Source organism: Pseudomonas sp. 05N36 (assembly GCF_056397385.1).
On sequence record NZ_JBFTNH010000008.1, the window covers coordinates 137,948 to 162,881 of the forward strand.

19 protein-coding genes are annotated in these 24,934 nt (G+C 58.9%); 7 read left to right on the forward strand and 12 right to left on the reverse strand.

Going from position 1 to position 24,934, the window contains the following annotated elements; translation table 11 throughout:
* Nucleotides 1–348: 348 nt before the first annotated feature.
* The 3 genes from AC1DIH_RS13270 to AC1DIH_RS13280 form a co-directional block, all read right to left on the reverse strand.
* A complete protein-coding gene (locus AC1DIH_RS13270) occupies nt 349–2,196 on the reverse strand; it encodes an amidohydrolase (protein ID WP_477772043.1) in 1,848 nt (615 codons plus the stop codon).
* A gap of 307 nt (nt 2,197–2,503) precedes the next feature.
* The gene (locus AC1DIH_RS13275) at nt 2,504–2,818 is read right to left on the reverse strand and encodes an SCP2 sterol-binding domain-containing protein (protein ID WP_008015934.1); all 315 of its coding nucleotides are present in this window, start codon (nt 2,816–2,818) and stop codon (nt 2,504–2,506) included.
* 50 nt (nt 2,819–2,868) lie between these two features.
* Complete coding sequence (locus AC1DIH_RS13280; RefSeq protein ID WP_477772003.1) at nt 2,869–3,579, reverse strand: histidine phosphatase family protein; 711 nt, start codon at nt 3,577–3,579, stop codon at nt 2,869–2,871.
* A gap of 205 nt (nt 3,580–3,784) precedes the next feature.
* Here AC1DIH_RS13280 and sohB point away from each other — a divergent pair, with 205 nt between their 5' ends.
* Nucleotides 3,785–4,807, forward strand: coding sequence for a protease SohB (gene sohB, locus AC1DIH_RS13285; protein ID WP_477772004.1), 1,023 nt, complete (start codon nt 3,785–3,787; stop codon nt 4,805–4,807).
* A gap of 203 nt (nt 4,808–5,010) precedes the next feature.
* Nucleotides 5,011–8,844, forward strand: a complete 3,834-nt coding sequence (locus AC1DIH_RS13290; protein WP_477772005.1) for a dermonecrotic toxin domain-containing protein — start codon at nt 5,011–5,013, stop codon at nt 8,842–8,844.
* Between the two features lie 76 nt (nt 8,845–8,920).
* Here the strand turns inward: AC1DIH_RS13290 and AC1DIH_RS13295 are convergent, their stop codons facing one another.
* Together AC1DIH_RS13295 and AC1DIH_RS13300 are read right to left on the reverse strand one after the other, a co-directional pair.
* The gene (locus AC1DIH_RS13295; protein ID WP_019690775.1) at nt 8,921–9,415 is read right to left on the reverse strand and encodes a DUF934 domain-containing protein; all 495 of its coding nucleotides are present in this window, start codon (nt 9,413–9,415) and stop codon (nt 8,921–8,923) included.
* Complete coding sequence (locus AC1DIH_RS13300) at nt 9,399–11,057, reverse strand: nitrite/sulfite reductase (RefSeq protein ID WP_477772006.1); 1,659 nt, start codon at nt 11,055–11,057, stop codon at nt 9,399–9,401. Before AC1DIH_RS13300 ends, AC1DIH_RS13295 begins: the two co-directional genes overlap by 17 nt.
* Nucleotides 11,058–11,578: 521 nt before the next feature.
* Here AC1DIH_RS13300 and AC1DIH_RS13305 point away from each other — a divergent pair.
* A complete protein-coding gene (locus tag AC1DIH_RS13305; protein ID WP_477772007.1) occupies nt 11,579–12,664 on the forward strand; it encodes an ABC transporter substrate-binding protein in 1,086 nt (361 codons plus the stop codon).
* 7 nt (nt 12,665–12,671) lie between these two features.
* On the opposite strand, the gene AC1DIH_RS13310 is transcribed toward AC1DIH_RS13305, so the two are convergent.
* Both AC1DIH_RS13310 and AC1DIH_RS13315 read right to left on the reverse strand, forming a co-directional pair.
* Nucleotides 12,672–12,890 carry a DUF2970 domain-containing protein gene (locus tag AC1DIH_RS13310; RefSeq protein WP_477772008.1) on the reverse strand — a complete coding sequence of 73 codons (219 nt, stop codon included), beginning with the start codon at nt 12,888–12,890 and terminating at the stop codon, nt 12,672–12,674.
* Nucleotides 12,891–12,964: 74 nt separating this feature from the next.
* Complete coding sequence (locus tag AC1DIH_RS13315) at nt 12,965–13,321, reverse strand: hypothetical protein (RefSeq protein ID WP_145014584.1); 357 nt, start codon at nt 13,319–13,321, stop codon at nt 12,965–12,967.
* Nucleotides 13,322–13,825: 504 nt separating this feature from the next.
* Between AC1DIH_RS13315 and AC1DIH_RS13320 the strand changes: the two genes are divergently transcribed.
* Nucleotides 13,826–18,727 (forward strand): NAD-glutamate dehydrogenase, encoded by a 4,902-nt coding sequence (locus tag AC1DIH_RS13320; protein WP_477772009.1) that lies wholly within the window; start codon nt 13,826–13,828, stop codon nt 18,725–18,727.
* 181 nt (nt 18,728–18,908) lie between these two features.
* Here the strand turns inward: AC1DIH_RS13320 and AC1DIH_RS13325 are convergent, their stop codons facing one another.
* The 3 genes from AC1DIH_RS13325 to pdxR form a co-directional block, all read right to left on the reverse strand.
* Nucleotides 18,909–19,616 (reverse strand): ATPase, encoded by a 708-nt coding sequence (locus AC1DIH_RS13325; protein ID WP_477772010.1) that lies wholly within the window; start codon nt 19,614–19,616, stop codon nt 18,909–18,911.
* Between the two features lie 268 nt (nt 19,617–19,884).
* Nucleotides 19,885–20,178, reverse strand: coding sequence for a putative quinol monooxygenase (locus AC1DIH_RS13330; RefSeq protein ID WP_477768997.1), 294 nt, complete (start codon nt 20,176–20,178; stop codon nt 19,885–19,887).
* A gap of 125 nt (nt 20,179–20,303) precedes the next feature.
* The gene (gene pdxR / locus AC1DIH_RS13335; RefSeq protein WP_477772011.1) at nt 20,304–21,737 is read right to left on the reverse strand and encodes a MocR-like pyridoxine biosynthesis transcription factor PdxR; all 1,434 of its coding nucleotides are present in this window, start codon (nt 21,735–21,737) and stop codon (nt 20,304–20,306) included.
* A 187-nt stretch (nt 21,738–21,924) separates the two neighbouring features.
* Here pdxR and AC1DIH_RS13340 point away from each other — a divergent pair, with 187 nt between their 5' ends.
* On the forward strand, nt 21,925–22,446 hold the full coding sequence (locus AC1DIH_RS13340) for a GNAT family N-acetyltransferase (protein WP_477772012.1): 522 nt from the start codon (nt 21,925–21,927) through the stop codon (nt 22,444–22,446).
* A 1-nt stretch (nt 22,447) separates the two neighbouring features.
* On the opposite strand, the gene AC1DIH_RS13345 is transcribed toward AC1DIH_RS13340, so the two are convergent.
* Entirely contained in the window at nt 22,448–23,140 is a 693-nt protein-coding gene (locus tag AC1DIH_RS13345) for an aspartate/glutamate racemase family protein (protein ID WP_477772013.1), read from the reverse strand.
* A 78-nt stretch (nt 23,141–23,218) separates the two neighbouring features.
* Here AC1DIH_RS13345 and AC1DIH_RS13350 point away from each other — a divergent pair, with 78 nt between their 5' ends.
* Both AC1DIH_RS13350 and AC1DIH_RS13355 read left to right on the forward strand, forming a co-directional pair.
* Nucleotides 23,219–23,989: a helix-turn-helix domain-containing protein gene (locus AC1DIH_RS13350; RefSeq protein ID WP_477772014.1), complete on the forward strand. Its 771-nt coding sequence runs from the start codon at nt 23,219–23,221 to the stop codon at nt 23,987–23,989.
* A 70-nt stretch (nt 23,990–24,059) separates the two neighbouring features.
* A complete protein-coding gene (locus tag AC1DIH_RS13355; protein WP_477772015.1) occupies nt 24,060–24,554 on the forward strand; it encodes a hypothetical protein in 495 nt (164 codons plus the stop codon).
* Nucleotides 24,555–24,656: 102 nt separating this feature from the next.
* Here AC1DIH_RS13355 and AC1DIH_RS13360 read toward each other — a convergent pair whose 3' ends face one another.
* Nucleotides 24,657–24,878 carry a cbb3-type cytochrome c oxidase subunit 3 gene (locus tag AC1DIH_RS13360; protein WP_477772016.1) on the reverse strand — a complete coding sequence of 74 codons (222 nt, stop codon included), beginning with the start codon at nt 24,876–24,878 and terminating at the stop codon, nt 24,657–24,659.
* Nucleotides 24,879–24,934: the final 56 nt, after the last annotated feature.

Here is a 24,934-nt window from a genome sequence, read left to right on the forward strand (position 1 = left end):
TGGAAGAACAAGGGTAGAGAGAGTGCGGCGAGGGTTAGCTGATCGAGATCAATCTTGTGTTTGCAAATTTTTCATCTGGCGACGAGTTGTTCGAGAGCCTGGTGGTCAGTTAAACCGCCACACGTTTCGTAGCAGCTGCCGAGCTTGCGAGGCTGCGTTCGGCTGCGAAGCAGTCGTGAAATCAGGCGGCGCGTTCTTTCAGACAAACCACGTACGCAGGATTGGCGAGGACTGCGTCCGAACGCGGCCCGCCTCGAACGCAGCCTCGCGGGCTCGGCAGTTGCTACCGGCGCGGGCTCGGCTCTACAGTAAGCCCGCCATTGGTGGGCTTACTGTCAAAGGCATTCGTCAAAACGCAAAGCACGAACAGCCAAACGCGCCCCAGAATCCCTGGAAGTCGCTGACGGGTGCGTTCGACAAGCGCGCCTGCTCATGGCTGTGGGCATGCACGGCGCAAGCGCCTGCGCATTGATGCATCTGGGCGGTGAGCGGTGCCAAGGGTTTCCAGTGCCCCGGCACGTTCACCACCGGTGACCAGTCGGGCATGACCGGCAAACGCGGTGGGCCGAGTTTTTCGAATTCGAGGCTGCCGTACACCACCTTGCCGTCGACCACGGTCAGCACCGATTCAATCCATTTGATCGCTTCGTCGTCGACGCTGAAGTAGTCGGCAGACAACGCCACCAGATCGGCCAGTTGCCCGACCTTGATCTGGCCTTTTGTGCCTTGCTCGGAGGAGAACCAGGCGCTGCCATGGGTGTAGAGTTCCAGCGCCGTGTCGCGGCTCAGGCCTTGCGGGTAAAGCTCCAGGCCGCCGACGGTGCGGCCGCTGACCAGCCAGTAGAGCGACGTCCACGGGTTGTAGCTGGAAACCCGTGTGGCGTCGGTGCCGGCACCGACCGGAATGCCTTCGGCGAGCATGCGCTGGATCGGTGGGGTGTGCTCGGCGGCTCTGGCGCCGTAACGGTCGACAAAATATTCGCCCTGAAAGGCCATGCGGTCCTGAATCGCAATGCCGCCGCCCAGTGCATGAACCCGCTCGATGTTCTGCGCGGTGATGGTTTCGGCGTGATCGAAGAACCACGGCAGCCCGTCGAACGGGATATCGCGGTTGACCTTTTCGAACACGTCGAGCATCCGGCTGATCGATTCGTTGTAGGTGGCGTGCAGGCGGAACGGCCAGCGCTGCTCCACCAAATGGCGCACCACCGGTTCCAGTTCCTGCTCCATGGTTTGTGGCAGATCGGGGCGTGGTTCGAGGAAGTCTTCAAAGTCGGCGGCGGAGAACACCAGCATTTCGCCAGCGCCGTTGTGCCGCAGGAAATCGTTACCCTGGCCGTAGTGCGAGGTACTGGTCCAGTTCTTGAAGTCGGTCAGCTCTTCCTTGGGTTTTTGGGTGAACAGGTTGTAGGCAATGCGCACGCTCAGTTGCCGATCCTTCGCCAACTGCTGGATGACCTGATAGTCGTCCGGGTAATTCTGAAAGCCGCCGCCGGCATCGATGGCGCTGGTGACACCGAGGCGATTGAGTTCGCGCATGAACTGCCGGGTCGAGTTGAGCTGATACTCCAGCGGCAACTTCGGCCCCTTGGCCAGGGTCGAGTAGAGAATCATCGCGTTCGGACGGGCGATCAGCATGCCCGTAGGGTCACCATTGGCATCGCGCTGGATTTCGCCACCCGGCGGGTTCGGGGTATTGCGGTCGTAACCCACCACTTTCAGCGCCGCGCGGTTGAGCAGGGCGCGGTCATACAGGTGCAGGACGAACACCGGGGTGTCAGGTGCAGCCTTGTTCAGCTCTTCAATAGTCGGCAGGCGCTTTTCGGCGAACTGGAACTCGGTCCAGCCACCGACCACGCGCACCCATTGCGGTGCCGGCGTGCGGTCGGCCTGATCCTTGAGCAGGCGCAAGGCGTCGACCAATGACGGCACGCCTTCCCAGCGCAGTTCGAGGTTGTAGTTCAGGCCACCACGGATCAGGTGCAGGTGCGAGTCGTTGAGGCCAGGGATCACCGTGCGTTTTTGCAGGTCGATGACTTGCGTGCTGGCGCCGCGCAGGGGCATGACGTCCGAATCATTGCCGACGGTAATAAACCGCCCGTCCTTGATGGCGACCGCGCTCGCGAGGGGTTTATCCCGGTCGACCGTGTGCATGCGCCCGTTGAACAGGATGAGATCGGCTGGGGAGTTGGTCATGCTGGTGCTCTGCGCAAACAGAGGACTGGTCCAGGCACTGACGGTGCTTGCCGGAAGGCCTTGCCGTACGCGGCGCTGGTTGAAGTCGTCGTGTTCATCAGGTGGGCTCATGGCGCCGTTCTCCGCAGGTATTCGGTCGAGCGAGCAGCCGGATGCGCGAGCCATACGGCCAGCAGAGAATATAGACGGCAAATTCGCAGTCGATGTGTCGGGCGGGCACATTTACGACCGGCAGAAACGACGAATCCCGCCATAAGGGCGGGATTCGCAAGCAGCCAGAGGGCTCCCGAGGACGGGAGCCATCGTCTTAGCTTGGGAACAGCTCGGACAGTTTCATGGCCAGCATCATGTCGCCTTCAGCGCGCAGTTTGCCGCCCATGAATGCCTGCATGCCGTCGGTCGAACCGTCGACGATGCCTTCCAGGGTTTCGCCGTCCATGACCAGAGTCACTTGAGCGTCCGGGTTCTCGCCTTCTTGCAGCTCGCACGTGCTGTCTTTGACGATCAGCGAGAAGTTCTTGGTGTCGTCGATGCGGAAACCGAAAACCAGGTCCAGACCGGCAGCAGCGGCTGGGTTGAACTTGGCTTTCATGGCTTGTACGGCGTCAGCTACGGAGGTCATGGTTCGATCCTTTCATGAAGTGTTACAACAAGGGTCACAGTGATCCGGACTCAACGGAAAGTGATGAGTTCCGGGGCCTTCAGCAGCTGCAAATGTGCATGACTGTTGAAGGAAGCCAGTGCCACCTCGCGACCACGGAACTTCAGTTGGTTGAGCGAGGTGTTAACGATTTGCCAATTCAGTTCAAAAGCCTGCCTGGCCGGCATTTGAGTAATCAGGTGGAGCAGGGCAGTGATGGTCCCGCCGGAGGTGAACACGGCGATTTTCTGGGTGTTATCGGCCTGTTCGAGAATACGCTGCAAACCGGCCTGGACCCGCTCGACGAAGCCAAGCCAGCTTTCGAGGCCCGGTGTATCGTACGTCCCGACCAGCCAGCGCTCGATGATTAAAGCAAAGATTCGCTGAAACTCGCCGCGATTCTGCGCGGCATTGCGCAGGATGTTCAGGGCTTCGGGTTCTTCGGGCAGCAGGTCTGGAAGCAGTGCACAGATCACTGCGTCGGCGTCGAACTCGTTGAAAGCCGAATCGATTTCCAGGGGCGGTACCGGCAGGCCGACAGCGCCGAATTGTGCCAGGGTGCTGTTGGCGGTGTGTTGCTGACGACGCAGGTCGCCCGACAGGCAGCGATCGAAACTCAATCCCAGTTCAGCCAGATGACTGCCGAGTATTTCTGCCTGGCGAATACCGGTCGGCGACAGCACGTCGTAGTCGTCTGCACCGAAAGAGGCCTGGCCATGTCGAATCAAATAGATGCTGCCCACGTCCGCGTCATCCGGGTACGTTGAAGGTTTTGCGAGGTTATGAGGATGGCGATGAGCTGTCAATGAAAAAACATACGCTTGTTTGAAATGCTCGTTGGAGGCCCGTTACAGAAGGTTTCACGACTGGTCGCAACGCGGCCGCATGGGTATGCTGAAGGTATACGCGCCCGCGTGTTCTGCGGCGCACTGTCGTTAAGGAGTCAATGTGGATTTTCTTGCCGAGTACGCAAGTTTTCTGGCTAAAACCGTTACCTTGGTGATCGCCATTCTGGTGGTCCTGGCCAGCTTTGCGGCGTTGCGCAGCAAAGGCCGGCGCAAGTCCGCGGGCCAGTTGCAGGTCAGTAAACTCAATGATTTCTACAAGGAACTGCGTGAGCGCCTGGAGCAGACACTGCTCGACAAGGACCAGCTCAAGGCCTTGCGTAAATCCGAAGCCAAGTCCGAGAAAAAACAGAAGAAAAAGCCGGAAGCCAAACCACGGGTGTTCGTGCTGGATTTCGATGGCGATATCAGGGCGTCGGCGACTGAAAGCCTGCGCCACGAAATCACCGCGCTGCTGTCCCTGGCCACGCCAAAGGACGAAGTCGTGTTGCGCCTGGAAAGCGGCGGAGGCATGGTTCACAGCTACGGTCTGGCGTCCTCGCAACTGGCGCGCATTCGCCAGGCCGGTGTGCCATTGACCGTGTGCATCGACAAGGTCGCGGCCAGCGGCGGTTACATGATGGCGTGCATCGGCGAGAAGATCATTAGCGCGCCGTTTGCCATTCTGGGTTCGATCGGGGTGGTGGCGCAGTTGCCTAACGTCAATCGCCTGCTAAAAAAACACGACATCGACTTTGAAGTCCTGACGGCGGGTGAGTACAAGCGCACGCTGACGGTGTTCGGCGAAAACACCGAGAAGGGCCGGGAGAAGTTCCAGGAAGACCTGGATGTGACCCACGAACTGTTCAAGAACTTCGTCTCACGCTACCGGCCGCAACTGGCCATCAATGAAGTGGCCACCGGTGAAGTCTGGCTGGGTGTTGCCGCACTGGAAAAACGACTGGTCGATGAGCTGAAAACCAGCGATGAATACCTTGCCGAACGGGCCAAGGGCGCAGAGCTGTTTCACCTTCATTATGCCGAACGCAAGAGCCTGCAAGAGCGCGTCGGCCTGGCGGCCAGCGGTTCGATTGATCGGGTACTGTTGACCTGGTGGAGCCGTCTCACCCAGCAGCGTTTTTGGTAGGGCGCACGGGACTAACCACTGTTATCGCAGCGTCGAGTGCAATGCTCGGCGCTGAACAGGTTCAGTCGCGGGTGTTCACCCTTCACATTTCAGGTCTGTTGAGTCCGTCGCGTTTTCCCACCTGTTTGAAGACATTTCCTGCTTTTTTTGCGGCAGGCGATGCATAAGCTCTTGGCTCCCGAATCAACTGCAAAGGATTGCAAATGATGGCGCTAGAGAGTCAACACCAGCCTGTCACCAGCCGGTTATCCGCTCAGAAAAAACAACCGCTGTCGAGCCTTGCGCTGGACGCCGTATTGCCCTCGACCCCGACCCAATATGCCGCGAAGCTGATTGAGGAGCGTTGGGGGGCAGTACCATTGGCCGCTCGGCTGGTCGATCTGAATTACAGTTTCTATGGCTACCCTGCGCAACAGGACGTGCAGCAAGGCCGGGTCAGAAAATCACAAAGCCTGGTACAGGCCTTGCTGTCCAACTATCAGACGGTGGGCGCGGGTCGCTTCGGGGAAACGGCATTCGGCCTGTACACGCCTCCTGCCGTGGGGCCGGAAGTCCGAATTGTCGAGATTGATGAGTCTATAAATCCAGACGGTGGGTTCCAGGACTACGAGGGCATCTATCGTCAGACCGACCCTCAGCGCTACGGCCCCGGCACTCAGTTGAAGCTGCAGCCGGCAGAGTTCAAGAAGTGGGTGTGGGAGCTGGAGTTCAAGGACAGATACACCGCTTATGTGCACGCTGCGTGGCCTTCCGACGAGGTCTGTCTTGCACCCCAAGGTTATCCGCTGCGCACTTCGGTCAAGACGGCCTTTGTCATGGCGGCTTATCTGCAACACCAGGAAAACAGCCTGACCCAGGACGGACTCAAACTGGCACTGCAGGTTGCCGGGTTTGATCCGCAGCAAACGTGGGAACAACTGACGGTTGAGCAATTGCAGGCCTGGGCGACGACCGAGTCTTCCATAGAGGCTGCGCGGCTGGTCATCTACCGTTATGTATCGAGCGATATCTGGAGCTTTCGAGAGAAAACCAGTGAGCGGATTTTGCTTTATATCCCGAGTAACTCTTCTCCGTTCCACGAGTTCGCCGATCAAAAGGCGTTACACGAATGGGTGGTCGATGTGGGTCGGGACGTTGCCCGGCGGGATGCTCTGGCAGCACATTTTTCTGAAGATGACCGGCAGGACGGCACGTTCCACGCAGGCGTGTCGACCGCATTGGATGGCATGGCGATTTACCCCGAACAACATCATTTGAAGAAAGGCCATGGTTTTTTCAACGATGATGGTTACTGGGATCCTGCCGATTACATTCACTTCGAGGTCGCAACGTCTCCAACCGATCCCTTCGCGCAGTGGGTGTTGGTGATGAAGCAAGCGGCCCAGGCCAGCATTGAAACGATTCGTGACGATGCCCAGGTCAATCGGGATGATTTGAGTGCGGTGGTCGAGCCCATCGTGCATTGGATCAACAAATTTGGTCCCTTGGCGTTGTTCGTTCCGGGGGGTGAAGGTTTATTGGCATTGGCCGGGCTGATCGATGCCGGTTATGGGCTGGCCCAGGCGGTTGATGGCAAGACCCCTGAAGAGCGCTCGACAGGTGTCACACGCACCGTATTCGGTTTGCTCAATGCCTTGCCACTAGTCGCGGAAGGGGCGGCCATCAAGGCACAAGAACATTCCGTCGGCATCGGTTCTGAACCCGGTCCTGCACCTGCTGTTGTGGACGAGCCCTTGTCCGGTGAGTCCTCGATCGTGGCCGCAGAGGTTGCACCTCCCGCCCCAGGCGCTGAACGGCTACAACTGTTGCGAGGTATCGGGCCGAGTGTCCAGGCATTCAGCGATGAGGTTCTGGCCCAGATAGCTCATGTCAGCCCGGTGGACGATGATGTATTACGCCTGATGCACACCGGGCAGCGGTCGCCGGCTCCGATGCTGGCGGACACCATCAGTCGTTTCACGCTCGATCAGGATCTGCAGCGTGCCATTGACGCGTTCCCCGAAGGCTCGGCGCAGGCTGAGCAGCTAAAAAGCACACGAGTCGAACAGTTCAGGCAGCGCTACGACGCGCTACAGCAATCGGATAATGACTGGGTCAGGTTGTTCCGGCATCAATACCCGGGTTTGCCAAAAAGTGCGGTGGAGCAAATGCTCAACAGGTCGGGAGCAGACATTGCTGCGCCTCATACACTGGCTGACACCAGGCGAGTGCTCGTGCAGTTGAGCGGCAAGGCGCGGCAGTACGAGCAGCATGTACGGTTGTGCCGCGCCTATGAGGGGCTCTATCTGAAATCGGTCGAGAACGCCGACAGCGATGTGCTCGTTTTGCAGACGCTGGAACGGCTGCCGGGCTGGTCGCAAGCGACTCGCGTCGAGGCGCTCTACGGGCAGGTTGGTACGGCTGGCTTTGATCAAGCGCTGCTGGGGCTTCTGCCGCAAGAACAACGCACGGCCCTCGGTTTGCGTCCAGGCCATGAATGGCAGGACTTGTTGCTCAAAATTCGGGAGAACGCCGTGCCGCGCTCAGAATTGATGCTCGGGTTGCGCAGGATGGACTCCGGGTTGACCTTTCAGAGTCTCGGTTTGCGAGGTGGTGGATTCCCGAACACCGCGCAGTCCGGTGAGCTGTCCATAGAGATCATGAGGCTTCAAGTTAAGGAGATTTATCCTGCGTTTACGACTGAACAAGCGGATGAGTTTCTGTTGAATGCGGGGGCACAGGCTCAGGCCGATCTTTATCGGCTGAGGTTGCAGGCGGAGCAACTGCGTGTCGATATCACCGATTGGGTCGAAGACGTAACCGATGATGTCGAAGAGATGGATATCGAGATTCTGCTCGCGGGTGATGAGGGCGCCGAGGGGATGAGCGACGCCGAGATCGAGGAAGAGAACGACGCGCGTATAGAACAATGGATGGAGATTGAACGTGAGACCCGATACGAACTGGCCGATGAACTGATTGCCATTTGGCAAAAACGTAGCGGGCCGGACAGCAGGGTTTATCGGGGCGGTGAGTTCATCGGCTTCCATCTGGACATGGACTTCGAGCAGATGCACTACCTCCCGCAGCTCAACGTAAAGTTGAATGACGTGGTCTCTCTCACCATGCCGAATTTCAAGTTAACGCAGCGCGGCAGCCTTAACGGATTTCTTGAGTGTTTCCCCAACCTTCGCACATTGAATATGCAGGGCGTTGATCTACGACTTTTTGACCAGAATGGCATAGCGGTTGGTCGATTGCCGCCTGCTATCGGCCTGATGTCTCGGCTTGAGGTCTTGAACCTGAAAGCGACCCGGCTGGTCCTGACGGAGGGAACCGTAGGCGAACTCGCCGAGCTCACCCGACTTCAGGAGCTCGATCTAAGCGAAAATCCGCTCGGCCTCTCGCCGGCAGTGTTTGATATGTCCGAATTGCGTCAACTCAATTTGAGAAGGGCAGAGCTTCGGTCGTGCCCGGTCTTTACTCTCGATTTTCATGGCCTGGAGCGGTTGGATCTGCGTGATAACCAGATTGCCCGAGTGCCTGAGTCGGTTCGTAAGCAGTCGGTGGTCGAGGGCAACGTCTTGCTTTCAGGCAATCCGCTAACCGACGTAGACAGTCTGCAATGGGTTGTAGCCCATCGAAAGCAGACCGGGATCAATTTATGGATGGGGTCAGCGGTACACGATGTTGCCAGCCCAAACGCTTGGTTGACCGGGCTTCTCCCTGAGCAGGCGGCACAACAGACTGCACGCTGGGAACGTGTGTTTGCAAAAGAGGGGAGTAATCGTTTCTTCGGCATTTTGGAAGCGCTGACGCGCACGGCTGATTTCCTGGTGGACTACGCACCTTTGCAGCGGCGAGTGTGGCGGATGCTTGAGGAGATGGATGCTTCGCAGGAACTTTACCAACACCTGTTCGAGGGTGTGGAATGGCCGCCTCTCGATGGGAATGACCCGTTTGCCGGTTTTGTGCGACTGGAAGACAGAATCACGTTATTCAAGGAGCCGCCTCTGAAAAAAGCCGGTCTCGATAGCGAGACTTCTCAAGCGTCATAGGTGGGGCGGGGAGTCTGTAGCCACAATGAAAAACCTTGAGTCCCGGCACAGGCGCCGGGCTCAAGGTTTTTTTCGATCAGCGGCGACGGAACAGCGGCAGCGGTTCGTCGGTGGCGGCCTGGTAGGTCACCGAGAAGTCCTTGAGGCTTTCAAGGGCTTCGTACGGGTCCTTGTCGGCGCGCAATGCGTAAGCGTCGAAACCGCAGCGGTGCAGGTAGAACAGCTGGTCGCGCAGCACATCGCCGATCGCCCGCAGTTCGCCCTTGTAGCCGTAGCGGTCACGCAGCAGGCGCGCGTTGGAGTAGTTGCGCCCGTCGGTGAAGGCCGGGAAGTTCAAGGCAATGACCTGGAACTGATCGACGTCGTCACCGATTTCCTCGGCTTCTTCATCGGCATCCAGCCACACGCCCAGACCGCCATCACGAGCCTTGAGCGCGTGAGCGTGATCGCGCCACAGGGCCAACGGCACGATCAGGTCGTCGCAGTTGGAGATGCCGTCGAAGGTCGCGTCCTTTGGCAGCAAGTGCCAGGTTTCGTCGATGACTTCGTTGTTCTTAATTATTCGCTGCATAGACGCGTTCCTTGAAGAGGTCGATGCCGATACGTTGATAGGTGTCGATGAAGCGTTCGTCTTCGGTACGTTGTTCCACGTACACGTCGATCAGCTTCGAGATCACGTCAGGCATGTCGTCCTGGGCAAAGGACGGGCCGAGGATCTTGCCCAGGCTGGCGTCACGGCTGGCGCTGCCGCCGAGGGATACCTGGTAGAACTCTTCACCTTTCTTGTCCACCCCGAGGATGCCGATGTGGCCGACGTGGTGGTGACCGCAGGCGTTCATGCAGCCGGAGATGTTCAGGTCCAGTTCGCCGATGTCGAACAGATAGTCCAGGTCATCGAAACGGCGCTGGATGGCTTCGGCGATCGGGATCGACTTGGCGTTGGCCAGGGAGCAGAAGTCACCACCCGGGCAGCAGATGATGTCGGTCAGCAGGCCGATGTTCGGCGTAGCGAAACCTTGCTCGCGCAATTCACCCCACAGGGTGAACAGTTGGCTCTGCTCGACGTCAGCCAGAATGATGTTCTGCTCGTGGGAGGTGCGCAGCTGGCCAAAGCTGTAGCGGTCGGCCAGGTCGGCAACGCCATCGAGCTGCTTGTCGGTCAGGTCGCCCGGCGCAACGCCGGTCGGCTTGAGCGACAGGGTCACGGCAACATAACCCGGCTTCTTGTGGGCCAGGGTGTTGCGGGTGCGCCAGCGAGCGAAGCCCGGGTATTGCTTGTCGAGTTCAGCCAGCTCAGCCGTCTGGTCGTTCAGGGCTTTGTAGTCCGGATCGACGAAATGCTTGGCGACGCGATGCACTTCGGCCTCGGTCAGCGTGGTCTGGCCACCGCGAAGGTGTTCCATTTCCGCGTCGACTTTTTGGGCGAAGACTTCAGGCGTCAGGGCCTTGACCAGAATCTTGATCCGCGCCTTGTACTTGTTGTCGCGACGACCATAGCGGTTGTACACACGCAGGATGGCGTCAAGGTAGCTCAACAGGTCTTGCCACGGCAGGAATTCATTGATGAACGCGCCAACGACCGGCGTACGACCGAGGCCACCACCGACCAGCACGCGGAAACCCAGTTCGCCTGCGGCGTTGTGCACCGGCTCAAGGCCGATGTCATGGACTTCAATGGCTGCGCGGTCCGAGGTCGACCCGTTGATGGCGATCTTGAACTTGCGCGGCAGGTAGGCGAATTCCGGGTGGAAGGTGGTCCACTGACGGACGATTTCGCACCATGGACGCGGATCGATCAGCTCGTCGGCAGCGACACCGGCGAACTGATCGGTGGTGACGTTGCGCAGGCAGTTGCCGCTGGTCTGGATCGCGTGCATCTGCACGGTCGCAAGCTCTGCCAGGATGTCCGGGATGTCTTCCAGTGCCGGCCAGTTGAACTGCACGTTCTGCCGGGTGCTGATGTGGGCGTAGCCCTTGTCGTAGTCGCGGGCGATCTTGGCCATCATTCGCGTCTGGCGCGAAGTCAGTTGGCCATAAGGCACGGCAACCCGCAGCATCGGGGCGAAGCGCTGGATGTAAAGGCCATTTTGCAGGCGCAGGGGGCGGAATTCTTCTTCGCTCAGCTCGCCTGCCAGATAGCGTCGGGTCTGATCACGGAACTGCTTGACGCGGTCCTCGATGATCCGCTGATCGTACTCGTCGTATACGTACATATAGGTCCTGTTCTCAGGCTTGGGCCAATCAGGAACAGCTGCGTTTTTCGCTCGCTTGATTCCGATACTGCCTTGGCAATTCTGCGCGCACGGCCGCGCACTCCCCACGGAGCCGAGGCAAGATACCAGTTTGCGTTTATGCGCAAAAGTGATGTTTGAGTATATGTAAAGAACCAAATCGACTAATGAGACCGGTTATTGTCTTACCCACATTTGTGGTGCGGGCAATCCTCTACTTAACTGTGCTCGAGTCTTTCTGCAATCACCGATAAAACCGACAAGAGGCGATGCAATGAGCAACCCAACCAAAGCACGGAAAAGTGATAGCACCGTCGATGCATGGGCAATTCTGTTCCYGATTATCCTGGTAGTGGGCACTGCGGTGTTCTGGGTCAGCCATCAATAGGTAAGCGTGTCCGGGCCCTGTTCTGATGATTGTCGGACAAAACGGCGATTAATCGCGATTTGCCAGCAGTTCGCTGGCTATAATGCGCGGCTAATTGCCGGGGCTCGGATATTCAATGTTCAAGTTTCTCTGTGGGGTATTGCTATCGGTTTGCTCGGCCTATGGGTCGGGTACGCAAGCAGCGTCGGTGCTGTTCCTGAGCCCCGGCACTTCTACGGAAACCTTTTGGCTCAGCTATTCGCAATTCATGCAGGCCGCCGCCCGCGACCTGGGCATGGACCTGCGGATACAGTATTCCGAACGCGAGCCTGAAACCACGATCAAACAGGCCCGTGAAGCCCTGCAAGGCCCACATCGGCCTGACTATCTGGTGTTCGCCAACGAGCAATATGTTGCGCCGGAAATCTTGCGGCTGTCCGAGGGCAGCGGCGTGAAGCTGTTTATCGTCAATAGCGCGCTAAACGCCGATCAGATGGCGTTGCTCGGCAATCGCGAGAAAAAATACCCCGATTGGCTTGGTAGCCTGGTGCCCAACGATGAGGAGGGCGGTTACCTGATGCTCAAGGAGTTGATCCGCCTGCATCCTCCGGTCGCCCCAGGCCAGAAACTTGAGTTGCTGGCGTTTGCCGGTCTGAAAATCACACCGGCCTCGCAGTTGCGTGAACAGGGCTTGATGCGGGCGTTGCGCGAGCACCCCGAGGTGCATTTGCAGCAACTGGTGTACGGCGGGTGGAACCGTCAGCGCGTTCATGAGCAGGCGACGTTGCTATTCAAGCGCTATCCGAAGATCTCGCTGATCTGGTCGGCCAACGATGAAATGGCGTTTGGCGCGATGCAGGCTTACGAAGAAGCGGGCGGCATACCCGGCAAGGGCGCGCTGTTCAGCGCCGTCAATACCTCGCCGCCAGCCTTGCAGGCGCTGCTGGATGGTCGTCTTAGCGTATTGCTGGGCGGGCACTTCAGCCTGGGCGGTTGGGCGCTGGTGCAGTTGCATGACTATGACCAGGGCGTCCATGTCGAACGATATGGCGGCCGTGACCGGCAAGTCCCGCTGTTGCAGTTGATTGATCGGGAACAGGCCAGGCGCTTGTTGGCCATCGGCGCCACGCAGAACTACGGCGTGAACTTTCGCAGCTTTTCGGCCAAGGATCGTCCGCTGAGCTATCGCTATCCGTTCAGCCTGCAAGCACTGATGCACTGACGTCGGGCTAAATCCCGGCCAGATGCAGGACCAGTTTCACGATGCCGAACAGCGTCAGCGCAAAGACTGCGGTGAACAGAATGCCTAAAATCACGAAATGAGCGGGTTTGCCGTGCGTGAAGTCACGGGCGCGGTTCTTCCCGCTTTGCACGCCGAACGCCGCCGCCATCACGCTGTGCAGCATTTGCCAGAAGCTGGGTGGTTTGTTGTCGACTGGATCGTCCATAAATCCCTCGTCACCGGAGTGTATGAGGCAAGCATAGTCAATCTTCCCGGGGGCCGTGAGGCCACCCGCTCGGGTCAGGTCAACTGGCTCACATACGTGCCCGTGCCCTTGAGAATGTTCTGCAACGTTTCTTCCACTTCAGCCAGATCCGCCGGCGCGGTGCTGTGGTGGATTTCCAGATGATCGTCACCATTCAGCGCATCGGCATCAGCGGCGGCTATTTCGATCAGCAGGCGGGTAGGGCTGAGGGTGACTTTCACGCCATCGAGGGTCGACGGTTCACCATCAAGGGTGATCTCCAGTTCGTCTTCGTCCGGGTAGCGAGTCATCAGAAACATTTCGCCCTGATTGCTGTGGCAGCAGAGCATGGCCAGGTTGTCTTCTTCGTCATCGCACGGGTTGGCGATCAGGTGGGCGGTGGTCAGTTGCATGGGGCGATTCCTGGCTCAACGAGCGTTATAAAGACAACAAAATGCGATTCTGCCAGCCCGAGCGGATTTCTGCTCGGCTGTGTGTCTGAAAATGTGTTGTGAACACTACAGGGGTTATCGGTCATTTCCGGTACGCAGGTGCCGTAAATCCGGGCATAAAACCGTCTTTTTCTCACGCAACTGCTAGTGTTGTTCGATGCGCTGCCGATGAGTTACGTGCCGATGACCGAATATGTCGCAGCATCGCAAGCAGGCAGGTTGTCGCACCCGATAAGCTGCGCAACCAATGGGCACCTCTAAAGATATTGCTTGTCTACCCGGTAGTCGTTTTTACAGATGCCCATTCATGGAAGGTGAATGTGACCTGAGTGTCTCGTCCAGCTTCACCCATCTGTCACCCTGTTAACCTCTGCCCGAGATTCAGGAACTGGGTGACGGATTGCCCCGACAGGGGTTTTGCACGCGACGCTTCCATCAATAACAAGCCCAAGCGGAGTACCACAGATGGCGTTCTTCACCGCAGCCAGCAAAGCCGACTTCCAGCAACAACTGCAAGCGGCACTGGCGCAGCACATCAGTGAACAGTCACTGCCACAAGTGGCGCTGTTCGCTGAACAATTCTTCGGCATTATTTCCCTCGATGAGCTGACCCAACGCCGGTTGTCCGACCTCGCCGGCTGCACCCTTTCTGCCTGGCGCCTGCTTGAGCGCTTTGATCACGCGCAACCACAAGTGCGCGTTTACAACCCCGATTACGAACGTCACGGCTGGCAGTCGACCCACACGGCAGTCGAAGTGCTGCACCACGACTTGCCATTTCTCGTGGACTCGGTGCGCACCGAGCTGAACCGTCGTGGTTACAGCATCCATACCTTGCAAACCACGGTGCTGAGCGTGCGTCGCGGCGCCAAGGGCGAGCTGCTGGAAATCCTGCCTAAAGGCACCCAGGGCGAAGGCATTCAGCAAGAATCGCTGATGTACCTTGAGATCGACCGTTGCGCCCATACCGCCGAACTCAATGTATTGAGCAAGGAGCTGGAGCAGGTTCTCGGTGAAGTCCGCGTTGCGGTCGCCGATTTCGAACCGATGAAAGCCAAGGTCCAGGAGCTGATCGAAGGTATCGACAAAAGCAAGTTTGCCGTCGATGCCGAAGAAAAGAGCGAGATCAAGGGCTTCCTCGAGTGGCTGGTGGGCAACCACTTCACGTTCCTCGGTTACGAAGAGTTCGTGGTTCGCGACGACAAGGATGGCGGCCATATCGAGTACGACCAGAGCTCGTTCCTGGGCCTGACCCGATTGCTGCGCGCCGGCCTGACGGCTGACGACCTGCGTATCGAAGACTATGCCGTGAACTACCTGCGCGAACCGACGCCGCTGTCGTTCGCCAAGGCTGCGCACCCAAGCCGTGTGCACCGTCCGGCTTACCCTGACTATGTGTCGATCCGCCAGATCGATGCCAACGGCAAAGTCATCAAGGAATGCCGTTTCATGGGCCTGTACACCTCGTCGGTGTATGGCGAAAGCGTGCGGGTCATTCCGTACATCCGTCGCAAGGTCGATGTCATCGAGCAGCGCTCCGGCTTCCAGGCCAAGGCGCACCTGGGCAAGGAACTGGCCCAGGTACTCGAAGTACTGCCGCGTGACGATCTGTTCCAGACTCCGGTCGACGAGCTGTTCAGCACCGTGATGTCGATCGTGCAGATCCAGGAACGCAACAAGATTCGCGTATTCCTGCGCAAAGACCCGTACGGTCGCTTCTGCTACTGCCTGGCCTACGTGCCACGCGACATCTATTCCACCGAAGTGCGTCAGAAGATCCAGCAAGTGCTGATGGATCGCCTGAAAGCGACCGATTGCGAATTCTGGACCTTCTTCTCCGAGTCCGTGCTGGCCCGTGTACAACTGATTCTGCGGGTCGACCCGAAGAATCGCCTGGACATCGATCCACTGCTGCTGGAAAAAGAAGTGGTGCAGGCCTGCCGCAGCTGGCAGGACGACTACGCAAGCCTGGTGGTTGAAAGCTTCGGTGAAGCCCAGGGCACCAATGTGCTGTCCGACTTCCCGAAAGGCTTCCCGGCCGGCTATCGCGAGCGTTTCGCCGCGCATTCGGCCGTGGTCGACATGCAGCACCTGCTGAGCCTGAGCGAGAAAAATCCGCTGGTGATGAGCTTCTATCAGCCGTTGGGTCAGGTGTCCGGTCAGCGCGAGCTGCACTGCAAGCTGTACCACGCCGATACCCCGCTGGCCTTGTCCGACGTCTTGCCAATTCTGGAAAACCTCGGCCTGCGCGTGTTGGGCGAGTTCCCGTATCGCCTGCGCCACAGCAACGGTCGCGAGTTCTGGATTCATGACTTCGCGTTCACCGCGGCTGAAGGTCTGGAACTCGATATCCAGCAGCTCAACGACACCCTGCAGGACGCGTTCGTCCACATCGTTCGCGGCGACGCCGAAAACGATGCGTTCAACCGCCTGGTACTGACCGCCGGCCTGCCATGGCGCGACGTGGCGCTGCTGCGCGCTTACGCCCGTTACCTGAAGCAGATTCGTCTGGGCTTCGACCTGGGCTACATCGCCAGCACCCTGAACAACCACACCGACATCGCTCGCGAGTTGACCCGGTTGTTCAAGACCCGTTTCTACCTGGCGCGCAAGCTGACCAGCGAAGACCTCGACGACAAGCAACTGCGCCTGGAGCAAGCGATTCTGAGCGCTCTGGACGACGTTCAAGTGTTGAACGAAGACCGGATCCTGCGTCGCTACCTGGACCTGATCAAGGCAACCCTGCGGACCAACTTCTACCAGACCGACGCCAACGGTCAGAACAAGTCCTACTTCAGCTTCAAGTTCAACCCGCACGCTATTCCAGAGCTGCCGAAGCCGGTACCGAAGTTCGAAATCTTCGTTTACTCGCCACGTGTGGAAGGCGTGCACCTGCGCTTCGGTAACGTAGCTCGCGGTGGTCTGCGCTGGTCCGACCGTGAAGAAGACTTCCGTACCGAAGTCCTGGGCCTGGTAAAAGCCCAGCAAGTGAAGAACTCGGTCATCGTGCCCGTGGGCGCCAAAGGCGGCTTCCTGCCGCGTCGCCTGCCACTGGGCGGCAGCCGTGATGAGATCGCAGCAGAAGGCATCGCCTGCTACCGCATCTTCATTTCCGGTCTGTTGGACATCACCGACAACCTGAAAGACGGCGCACTGGTACCGCCGGCCAACGTCGTGCGTCATGACGACGATGACCCGTACCTGGTAGTGGCCGCGGACAAGGGCACTGCGACCTTCTCCGACATCGCCAACGGTATTGCGATCGACTACGGCTTCTGGCTCGGTGACGCTTTCGCGTCGGGTGGCTCGGCCGGTTACGACCACAAGAAAATGGGCATCACCGCCAAAGGCGCGTGGGTTGGCGTACAACGTCACTTCCGCGAGCGCGGCATCAATGTCCAGGAAGACAGCATCACTGTGGTCGGCGTCGGCGACATGGCCGGTGACGTGTTCGGTAACGGCTTGCTGATGTCCGACAAGCTGCAACTGGTTGCCGCGTTCAACCACCTGCACATTTTCATCGACCCGAATCCTGAGCCTGCCAACAGCTTCGCCGAGCGTCAGCGTCTGTTCGACCTGCCGCGTTCTGCGTGGTCGGATTACGACACCAGCATCATGTCCGAAGGCGGCGGGATCTTCTCCCGTAGCGCGAAAAGCATCGCGATTTCCCCGCAGATGAAAGAGCGCTTCGACATTCAGGCCGACAAGCTGACCCCGACCGAACTGCTGAATGCCTTGCTCAAGGCGCCAGTGGATCTGCTGTGGAACGGCGGTATCGGTACGTACGTCAAAGCCAGCAGCGAAAGCCATGCCGATGTCGGCGACAAGGCCAACGATGCACTGCGCGTGAACGGCAACGAACTGCGCTGCAAAGTCGTGGGCGAGGGCGGTAACCTCGGTATGACCCAACTGGGTCGTGTCGAATTCGGTCTCAATGGTGGCGGTTCCAACACCGACTTCATCGACAACGCCGGTGGCGTGGACTGCTCCGACCACGAAGTGAACATCAAGATCCTGCTCAACGAAGTGGTGCAGGCTGGCGACATGACCGAGAAGCAACGTAACCAGTTGCTCGGCAGCATGACGGATGAAGTCGGCGGTCTGGTTCTCGGCAACAACTACAAGCAGACCCAGGCCCTGTCCCTGGCAGCCCGTCGTGCCTACGTGCGGATTGCAGAGTACAAGCGCCTGATGAACGACCTGGAAGGCCGTGGCAAGCTGGACCGTGCCATCGAGTTCCTGCCGACGGAAGATCAACTGAACGAGCGCGTTGCGGCAGGCCAGGGCCTGACCCGTGCCGAGCTGTCGGTATTGATCTCCTACAGCAAGATCGACCTCAAGGAGCAGTTGCTCAACTCCCTGGTGCCGGACGATGACTACCTGACCCGCGACATGGAAACCGCTTTCCCGCCGATGCTGGTCAGCAAGTTCTCCGAGGCCATGCGTCGTCACCGTCTGAAGCGTGAGATCGTCAGCACCCAGATCGCCAACGACCTGGTCAACCACATGGGTATCACTTTCGTTCAACGACTCAAAGAGTCGACCGGCATGAGCCCGGCGAATGTTGCTGGGGCTTATGTAATAGTGAGGGATATCTTCCACCTCCCGCACTGGTTCCGGCAGATAGAGGCGCTGGATTACCAGGTGTCGGCCGACGTACAGCTGGAGCTGATGGATGAGCTGATGCGTCTGGGCCGTCGTGCCACTCGCTGGTTCCTGCGCAGCCGTCGCAACGAGCAGAATGCAGCGCGGGACGTCGCACACTTCGGTCCACATCTGGCAGCGCTGGGTCTCAAGCTCGACGAACTGCTGGAAGGCCCGACCCGCGAAGGCTGGCAGACCCGCTATCAGGCCTACGTCGCAGCTGGCGTACCTGAGTTGCTGGCACGCATGGTTGCAGGCACTACTCACCTGTACACCTTGCTGCCGATCATCGAAGCGGCGGATGTGACCGGCCAGAACGCAGCGGACGTGGCCAAGGCCTACTTCGCCGTGGGCAGCGCACTGGACCTGACCTGGTACCTGCAACAGATCAGTGCTCTGCCAGTGGAAAACAACTGGCAAGCGCTGGCCCGTGAAGCGTTCCGTGACGACATCGACTGGCAGCAACGGGCGATCACCATCTCGGTCCTGCAAATGGGCAACGGCGATCTGGATGTGGAAACGCGTCTGGCCTTGTGGATGGGCCAGAACGAGAACATGGTCGAGCGCTGGCGCGCCATGCTGGTGGACATCCGTGCCGCCAGCGGCACCGACTACGCCATGTACGCGGTCGCCAACCGCGAACTGCTGGACCTGGCGTTGAGCGGTCAAGCGGTAGTGCCTGTCACGACTGCTGCAATCGCTGAACTGGAGCCGGCTGCCTGATCATCAGGCGCTGAATAAAAAGCCCCGTCTCGAGAGAGATGGGGCTTTTTCAATTTAGACGTTAAAAATTGCGGGCTCCGACAGGGCAAGTCGATGTAGGAGCCTGCGTTCTTTCAGCGTCAACTGCTCTGCAACATTAGTTTAAATAGCAAGATCAAATAATCGTGGCCTGCGGTATTGCCTACCGAACGATGACGGTCGTGTCGTTATTCACCGAAAGTTTATCTGATGGTCTGCTTAGTAAATTGCTGAGCGACTGGTCAAACTTTTGCAAGGCGCGAACTTGAATGTGTTGCTGTTCATTGATATCGGAAACTATCTCGCTTGTCGGTTTGAAGTCGGCCCACACCGGGCTCAGACTTTTTGCCTCATGGCCCTGAGCAGTCCCGATGTAATTGAGACTGGCGTCATAGAAGGCCGCGCTGACGTCGGCTTGCACATTGGAACTGCGGGAAGTGATGAGCTGACTATGGGTATCGATGACCGCCACGACATCCGGTTTTGCGGCTTTAAGACTTTGCATGTCCGGGTAAACCGTCACCGAGCCGAACTGCCGTTGCAGTGAGGCCTTGACCCAATCCACCGCCATGTCCGGTTGGGAGGTGGAAACATAGGCGTCGTGGATCGGTTGCACCAGCAGGCTCTGGCCGAAACCGGTGCCGGCGTTGGCCTGGTAGTCCTTGAGGTAGGCACGGCTGTTCTGGGTATTCTGACTGTAGACAATGCCCAGTGACACGTTCGGACCGCTGGTGACATGGGTGGTGCTGGAGTGCATGACCGGTGCAGTGAAGTAGTTGCTCAGTGTGGCTTGTTCTTCTGGCGCGGTGGGCACCGAACAACCGGTTAATAAGGCAGTGAGGCTTACGCTGGTTGCCAGAATCAGTTTCATGGTGTGTCTCCAGTGAAACACGTTCAGTCGGGAAGTTTAAGGGGTCGAACCGTGTCGACGTAGTTCCAGACTAAACCTGTGGGCTGGAAATTAAATAGCCAATAGTTCCACCGGTCGGAGAGTTGATTTATTAGGGATTTAAAAGTGCGTAGTTGATTTCCTAAGGAAATAAACAGGGCCTGAATATAAAGTTCAGGCCCTGTTGCTTATGGCTGGAAGCGCGGGTATTAGTTTTTCAATAGCGTCAGTAGTTCATCGTGTCGCCGCATTAAACGATGGGAAAACTGTTGAAGTCGACGCTGCTGGCCAGTCGGCTGTCGATCAGGCTGATGAAGCCTTGAACTTGCGGGCAGTAGAAGTGTGATTGCATGGCGGTTTCGGACTGCCAGCGGGCACTGACCGTCCATCGATTGTCGTCCTCCGGGCAGCGGTCGACCATGTAGGAGTCGCAACCCGGGAGTTCACGCAATGTTTCGACGATCTTCTGCAATTGCTTGCCCAGTTCATCCGAGCGGCCAGCGGCGGCCTTTACCTGGACCGTATTGATTATTTCGTTGGGCATCGCACACGCTCCTGTATCAAGCCGGACGAGGCTCGCTCATGGTGGGATAAGGCATGTGCAGGATAGGCCGGTGTCGGGTAGCGGCCAACAGCCAATTGGCAGTAAAAGCGCCATACCAATAGACCTCAACAGACTTGCTGGAAAATCTCGCGCAAGCGGTCCAGGGCTACATCGATGTCCAGGGTTTCGATGGCGCCGAAGCCCATGAACAGTCCAGCTCGCGGTGTTTGCTGATAGTAAAAGTCGTTCAGGCCATACAGCCCGACGTCGAGTTTTTTCGCCAGTGCGATGACCTGCGGGATATCCACCTCGACTTTGCACAGCAACGCCATGTGAAAGCCGGCAGTGGTCGGCACCTCTTTGAGCCAGGGCGACAAATCCCCGGCAACGCGTGCCAGGATGCGCTCGCGCCGCCCGGCGTAGACCGTATGGCAGCGGCGGATGTGCTTTAGCAGGCAGCCTTCGGCAATGAATTTGGCCAGCGCCCATTGCGGCAGGGTCGAGGTGTGCACGTCGGTCAGTTGCTTGGCACGGATCACTGCTTCGAGAATGGCCGGCGGCAGAATCGCGTAACCCAGGCGCAATTCCGGCAGCAGGGTTTTCGAAAAAGTCCCGACATAGGCAACGATCCCGCGCTCATCCATGCTCTGCAGGGAGTCGGTGGGTCGGCCCTCGTAGCGAAACTCACTGTCGTAGTCGTCCTCGATAATGATCGCGCCCAGCTCATGCGCCCTTGCCAGCAAGGCTTCACGCCGTGCCTGGCTCATCGGCATGCCGAGCGGGAACTGGTGCGAGGGCGTGACATAGATCAGCCGGGTTCCATCGGGAATCAGCTCGACCTGAATGCCTTGTTCATCCACCGGCACCCCGACCACCTCGGCGCCGTGGGAGGCGAACAACAGGCGCGCTGGCGGATAGCCGGGATCTTCCATCGCGACGAGGCTGGCGGGCTCGGTCAGTACGCGGGAGATCAGGTCGAGTGCTTGTTGCGCACCGTTGCACACCACCACGTCATCATCCTGGCAGTTAACCCCACGAGAAAAGGCGATATGCCGGGCGATCGCGTTGCGCAGCGCCGGTAGGCCTTCCGGCTGGCTGTAAAAACCCTTGGAGCCGGCAATCTGTCGCAGCGCATGGGCGGTGCAGCGGCGCCAGTCATCCTGAGGAAACTGGCCCTTGCTGGTGGCGCCGCCAATGAACTCGTAACGCAGCGAACCCTCCAGGGTAGGGTGGCGCAGGAGCGACGGCATGTTGCGCCAACGCTCGAGGGTGTCGGCGCTCGCGAGTTCAGAGTGGCTCTGTTTGCGGACGATTGCCGAGGGGCGGGCATTGACGTAGGTGCCTTTGCCGATCCTCCCGGTGAGGAAATTCTCGTAGGTCAACTGCGCGTAGGTATCGGAAATGGTCTTGCGTGAGATACCCAATTGTTCGGCAAGCAAGCGGCTCGGCGGTAGCTGTGTCCCGGCGGCCAGGCGACCCGACTCGATGGCGCTGCGCAGTTGCTGATACAGCTGACCGGCGAGGTCCTTGCGGCCGTTGATCACAACATGAAGTTCCATACCCGCGAGGCTCCTGCGGCAGTTGGTGTTTTGGGAAGACGTGCATGGCGCCAGATTACCCGTATTGCGGTGTTGGGAAGAAGTTGCGCCGCATCCATCTTCGCGCCTCGCCGCACTATGGCTGTCGTCACTCGGGTGAAGATCCGTTTAGACTCGATGGCCATGTCACTTTCAAGGAGGAATCACCATGTCAGCCATCGATCCTGTTATCACCCTTGAGCGTATGAGCGAAGCCCATATCGAGGGCATCACCGCGCTTTACAACGATCCGGCGGTCGCCCGCCAAGTGCTGCAAATGCCGTTTCAGTCCACTGAAGTCTGGCGCAAGCGCCTGGCACCGGAGAACGAGCGCGTCGTGCAATTGGTGGCGCTGCACCAGGGGCAGGTGATTGGCAACGTCGGCCTGGAGCAGGTTTCACGCATTCGTCGTAGCCATTGCGCCAACATCGGCATGGGCGTGGCGGTCGCGTGGCAAGGCCAGGGCGTTGGCTCCCGGCTGCTCGCGGCGGTGCTCGACCTTGCCGACAACTGGATGAACGTGCAGCGAGTCGAACTGTCGGTGTATGCGGATAACGAAGCGGCGATAGCGCTGTATCGCAAGTTTGGTTTCGACACAGAAGGCTTGTTTCGCGAGTATGCAGTGCGCGATGGCGCGCTGGTGGATGCCCTGAGCATGGCGCGCTTGCGCCGTCTGCTCAAGGCTGGCTGAGTCAGTCGCCCAGGGCGAACGCCACCGCTGCTTGCGCATGCAGCCCGGTGGTGTCGAGCAGTGGCAACTCGCTGTGTTCGGGTTTGATCAGCAGGCTGATTTCCGTGCAGCCAAGGATGATCGCCTGGGCGCCGCGCGCTGCCAGCCCGTCAATGATCTGCTGGTAAATCTTGCGTGAGGCGTCGCTGATCACCCCGACACAGAGTTCGTCATAGATGACCCGGTGCACGGCCTGCCGTTCGGCGGCATCCGGGACCAGAACCGTCAAACCCTTGGCCTTGAGCCGATCCTTGAGGAAGTCCTGTTCCATGGTGAAGGCTGTGCCGAGCAAGCCAACGGTCATCGCTCCGGCATCCAGGGCGGCTTGGCCTGCCGGGTCGGCAATGTGCAGAAACGGCACGGTTATCGCCGCCTGAATCTGTTCGGCCACCTTGTGCATGGTGTTGGTACACAGCACCACGCATTCGGCGCCGCCAGCTTCAAGCCTGCGCGCGGCATCCACCAGAATCAGCGCCGCGTCGTCCCAGCGTCCAGCATGCTGGGCCTGTTCGACAGGCCCGAAGTCGACGCTGTACATTAGCAATTTCGCCGAACGCAGCGGTCCGAGGCGGTCACGAACCTGCTGGTTGATGAGGCGGTAGTACTCGGCGCTGGATTCCCAGCTCATGCCGCCAATAAGACCGATGGTGCGCATGGTGTGCTCCTGTGATGGCTGACTTTGTACAAGCGAGTTTCCCGTGGCGCATTGGCTCGATCTATCAGGAAATTTCACATGCCTGGCCCGCTGAGTCAGAGGCTGCTGGGAGGAAAACTCTGCCTCCAGCTCCTGCCGCGTGCGGCCTACAGTGCTCGCGATCCGGCAACCGGGCAAACCCTCGGTGTGACGCTGGAGCGTCAGCAGGGTGTACACGCTATCGATTCGGATCGGCGGGTGGATTTTGACACCTGGCCCGGCGTGCTGGCCTACACCCCGGCGGGTGTTGAAGTGTTTTCCGAGTCGGCAACGGGCGGCGAATACCTGTTGGCGCGCTGGAGCGAACCGTTGGCTGATGAGCCGAGCTCCCTGTTCACTCATCGGGTTCAGTCTGGCGGCCATGCTCAGGCGTTGACACTGGGGCGTGAAGCCCGGCGTTTGCTGCTCGATCCTCAGCCTGACCGGTTTGCACTGGAGGAGTGCGCCTTGGCCTTCGTCGGTTTGCCGATCATCGATAAACCTCAACGCCAGGCACCCCATACATTCTCGCGGGTGCTGGAGCAGATCGCCGAGCAGTTCGATCAACCGTTGACCCTTGCGCATTTGGCGACCACCAGTGGCCAGACTGAACTGCGTTTGCTGCGTGACTTCACCCGGGTCATCGGCCTCACGCCTCACGCGTACCTGGTCGAAGTCCGGGTGCAGGCAGCGCGGCGGCTGATCGAGCGCAGCTCGCTGCCATTGGCCGCAATCGCTCAGGACAGTGGGTTCGCTCACCAGTCGCACATGGGCAGTGCCTTTCGCAAACTGTTGGGAATGACCCCGAGCCAATACCGCTCGCGCTTTTAGTCGTACGTCGGCAGCGTGCATCTGCCATGCTCAATGTCCGCAGTACTGCTTCAGCCAAAGGAACACAGCAATGGACGACGTACAGCAATTGGGTGAGATGCTTCGCCACTACGCAGAAAGCGAAGCGCACAAGAAACAGCTGTTTGAAAGCCAATCAGCGGTGTGGGCGACGCGTATTGGCGAGTTGTTCGGGCAGATCGAACAGTGGCTGGAGCCGGTCAAGGCCCCGCATTTGCTGGAGGTGAGCCGCGAAGCCTATGTGGCGTTCGGGGCGAATGTGCCGGTCGAGCACTCGACCTTCAAGACCGAAAAACTGAGCATTCTGATTGCCGGCAAGCCGGTGGAAATCGTGCCCGAAGTGATGGGCGCCGGTGGGCTGATTTCGCTGGCAGTCATGGGTTTGACCGCCGCGCGTTACGGCAGTGTCTCGCTGGTGTGCCAGCCGCCTTCGACTGACTGGCAGTGGCGCAAGACCAACGGCCTGAAAGACCCGGACACCTTTGCTTTCGACGCGAATTTTCTGGCGCAGCAGTTGCAGAGCCTGATACCGCGCGATCGCAGCTAAACCCTGTGTGCGAGCCTGCTCGCGAAGGGGCCATAACATTCAGCATCAATGTCGGATGTAACGCCGCCATCGCGAGCAGGCTCGCTCCCACACGGGACTGCGTCAAATCTCCAGGTTCCCCCAGCCTGGCCTGGCCTCTTCAGGCGCAACGGCTTTCACAGTCTTGCCCGTCGCCAGTTCCACCCGCCGTGCCACTTCCGGGTCATCGGCAAACGGGATCAGGCTGGCATCGTCCAGACTCTCGGCCGACTGATGCTGCAAGCAGTACTCCACCGATAAATACAGGCACGCCACGCCCAACAGATCCAGCATGACTTCGATCATGACGAACATTTCCTGAGGTGAGGGACGCAAGCCGGTGCGGCTTGCGTCATGGGCCG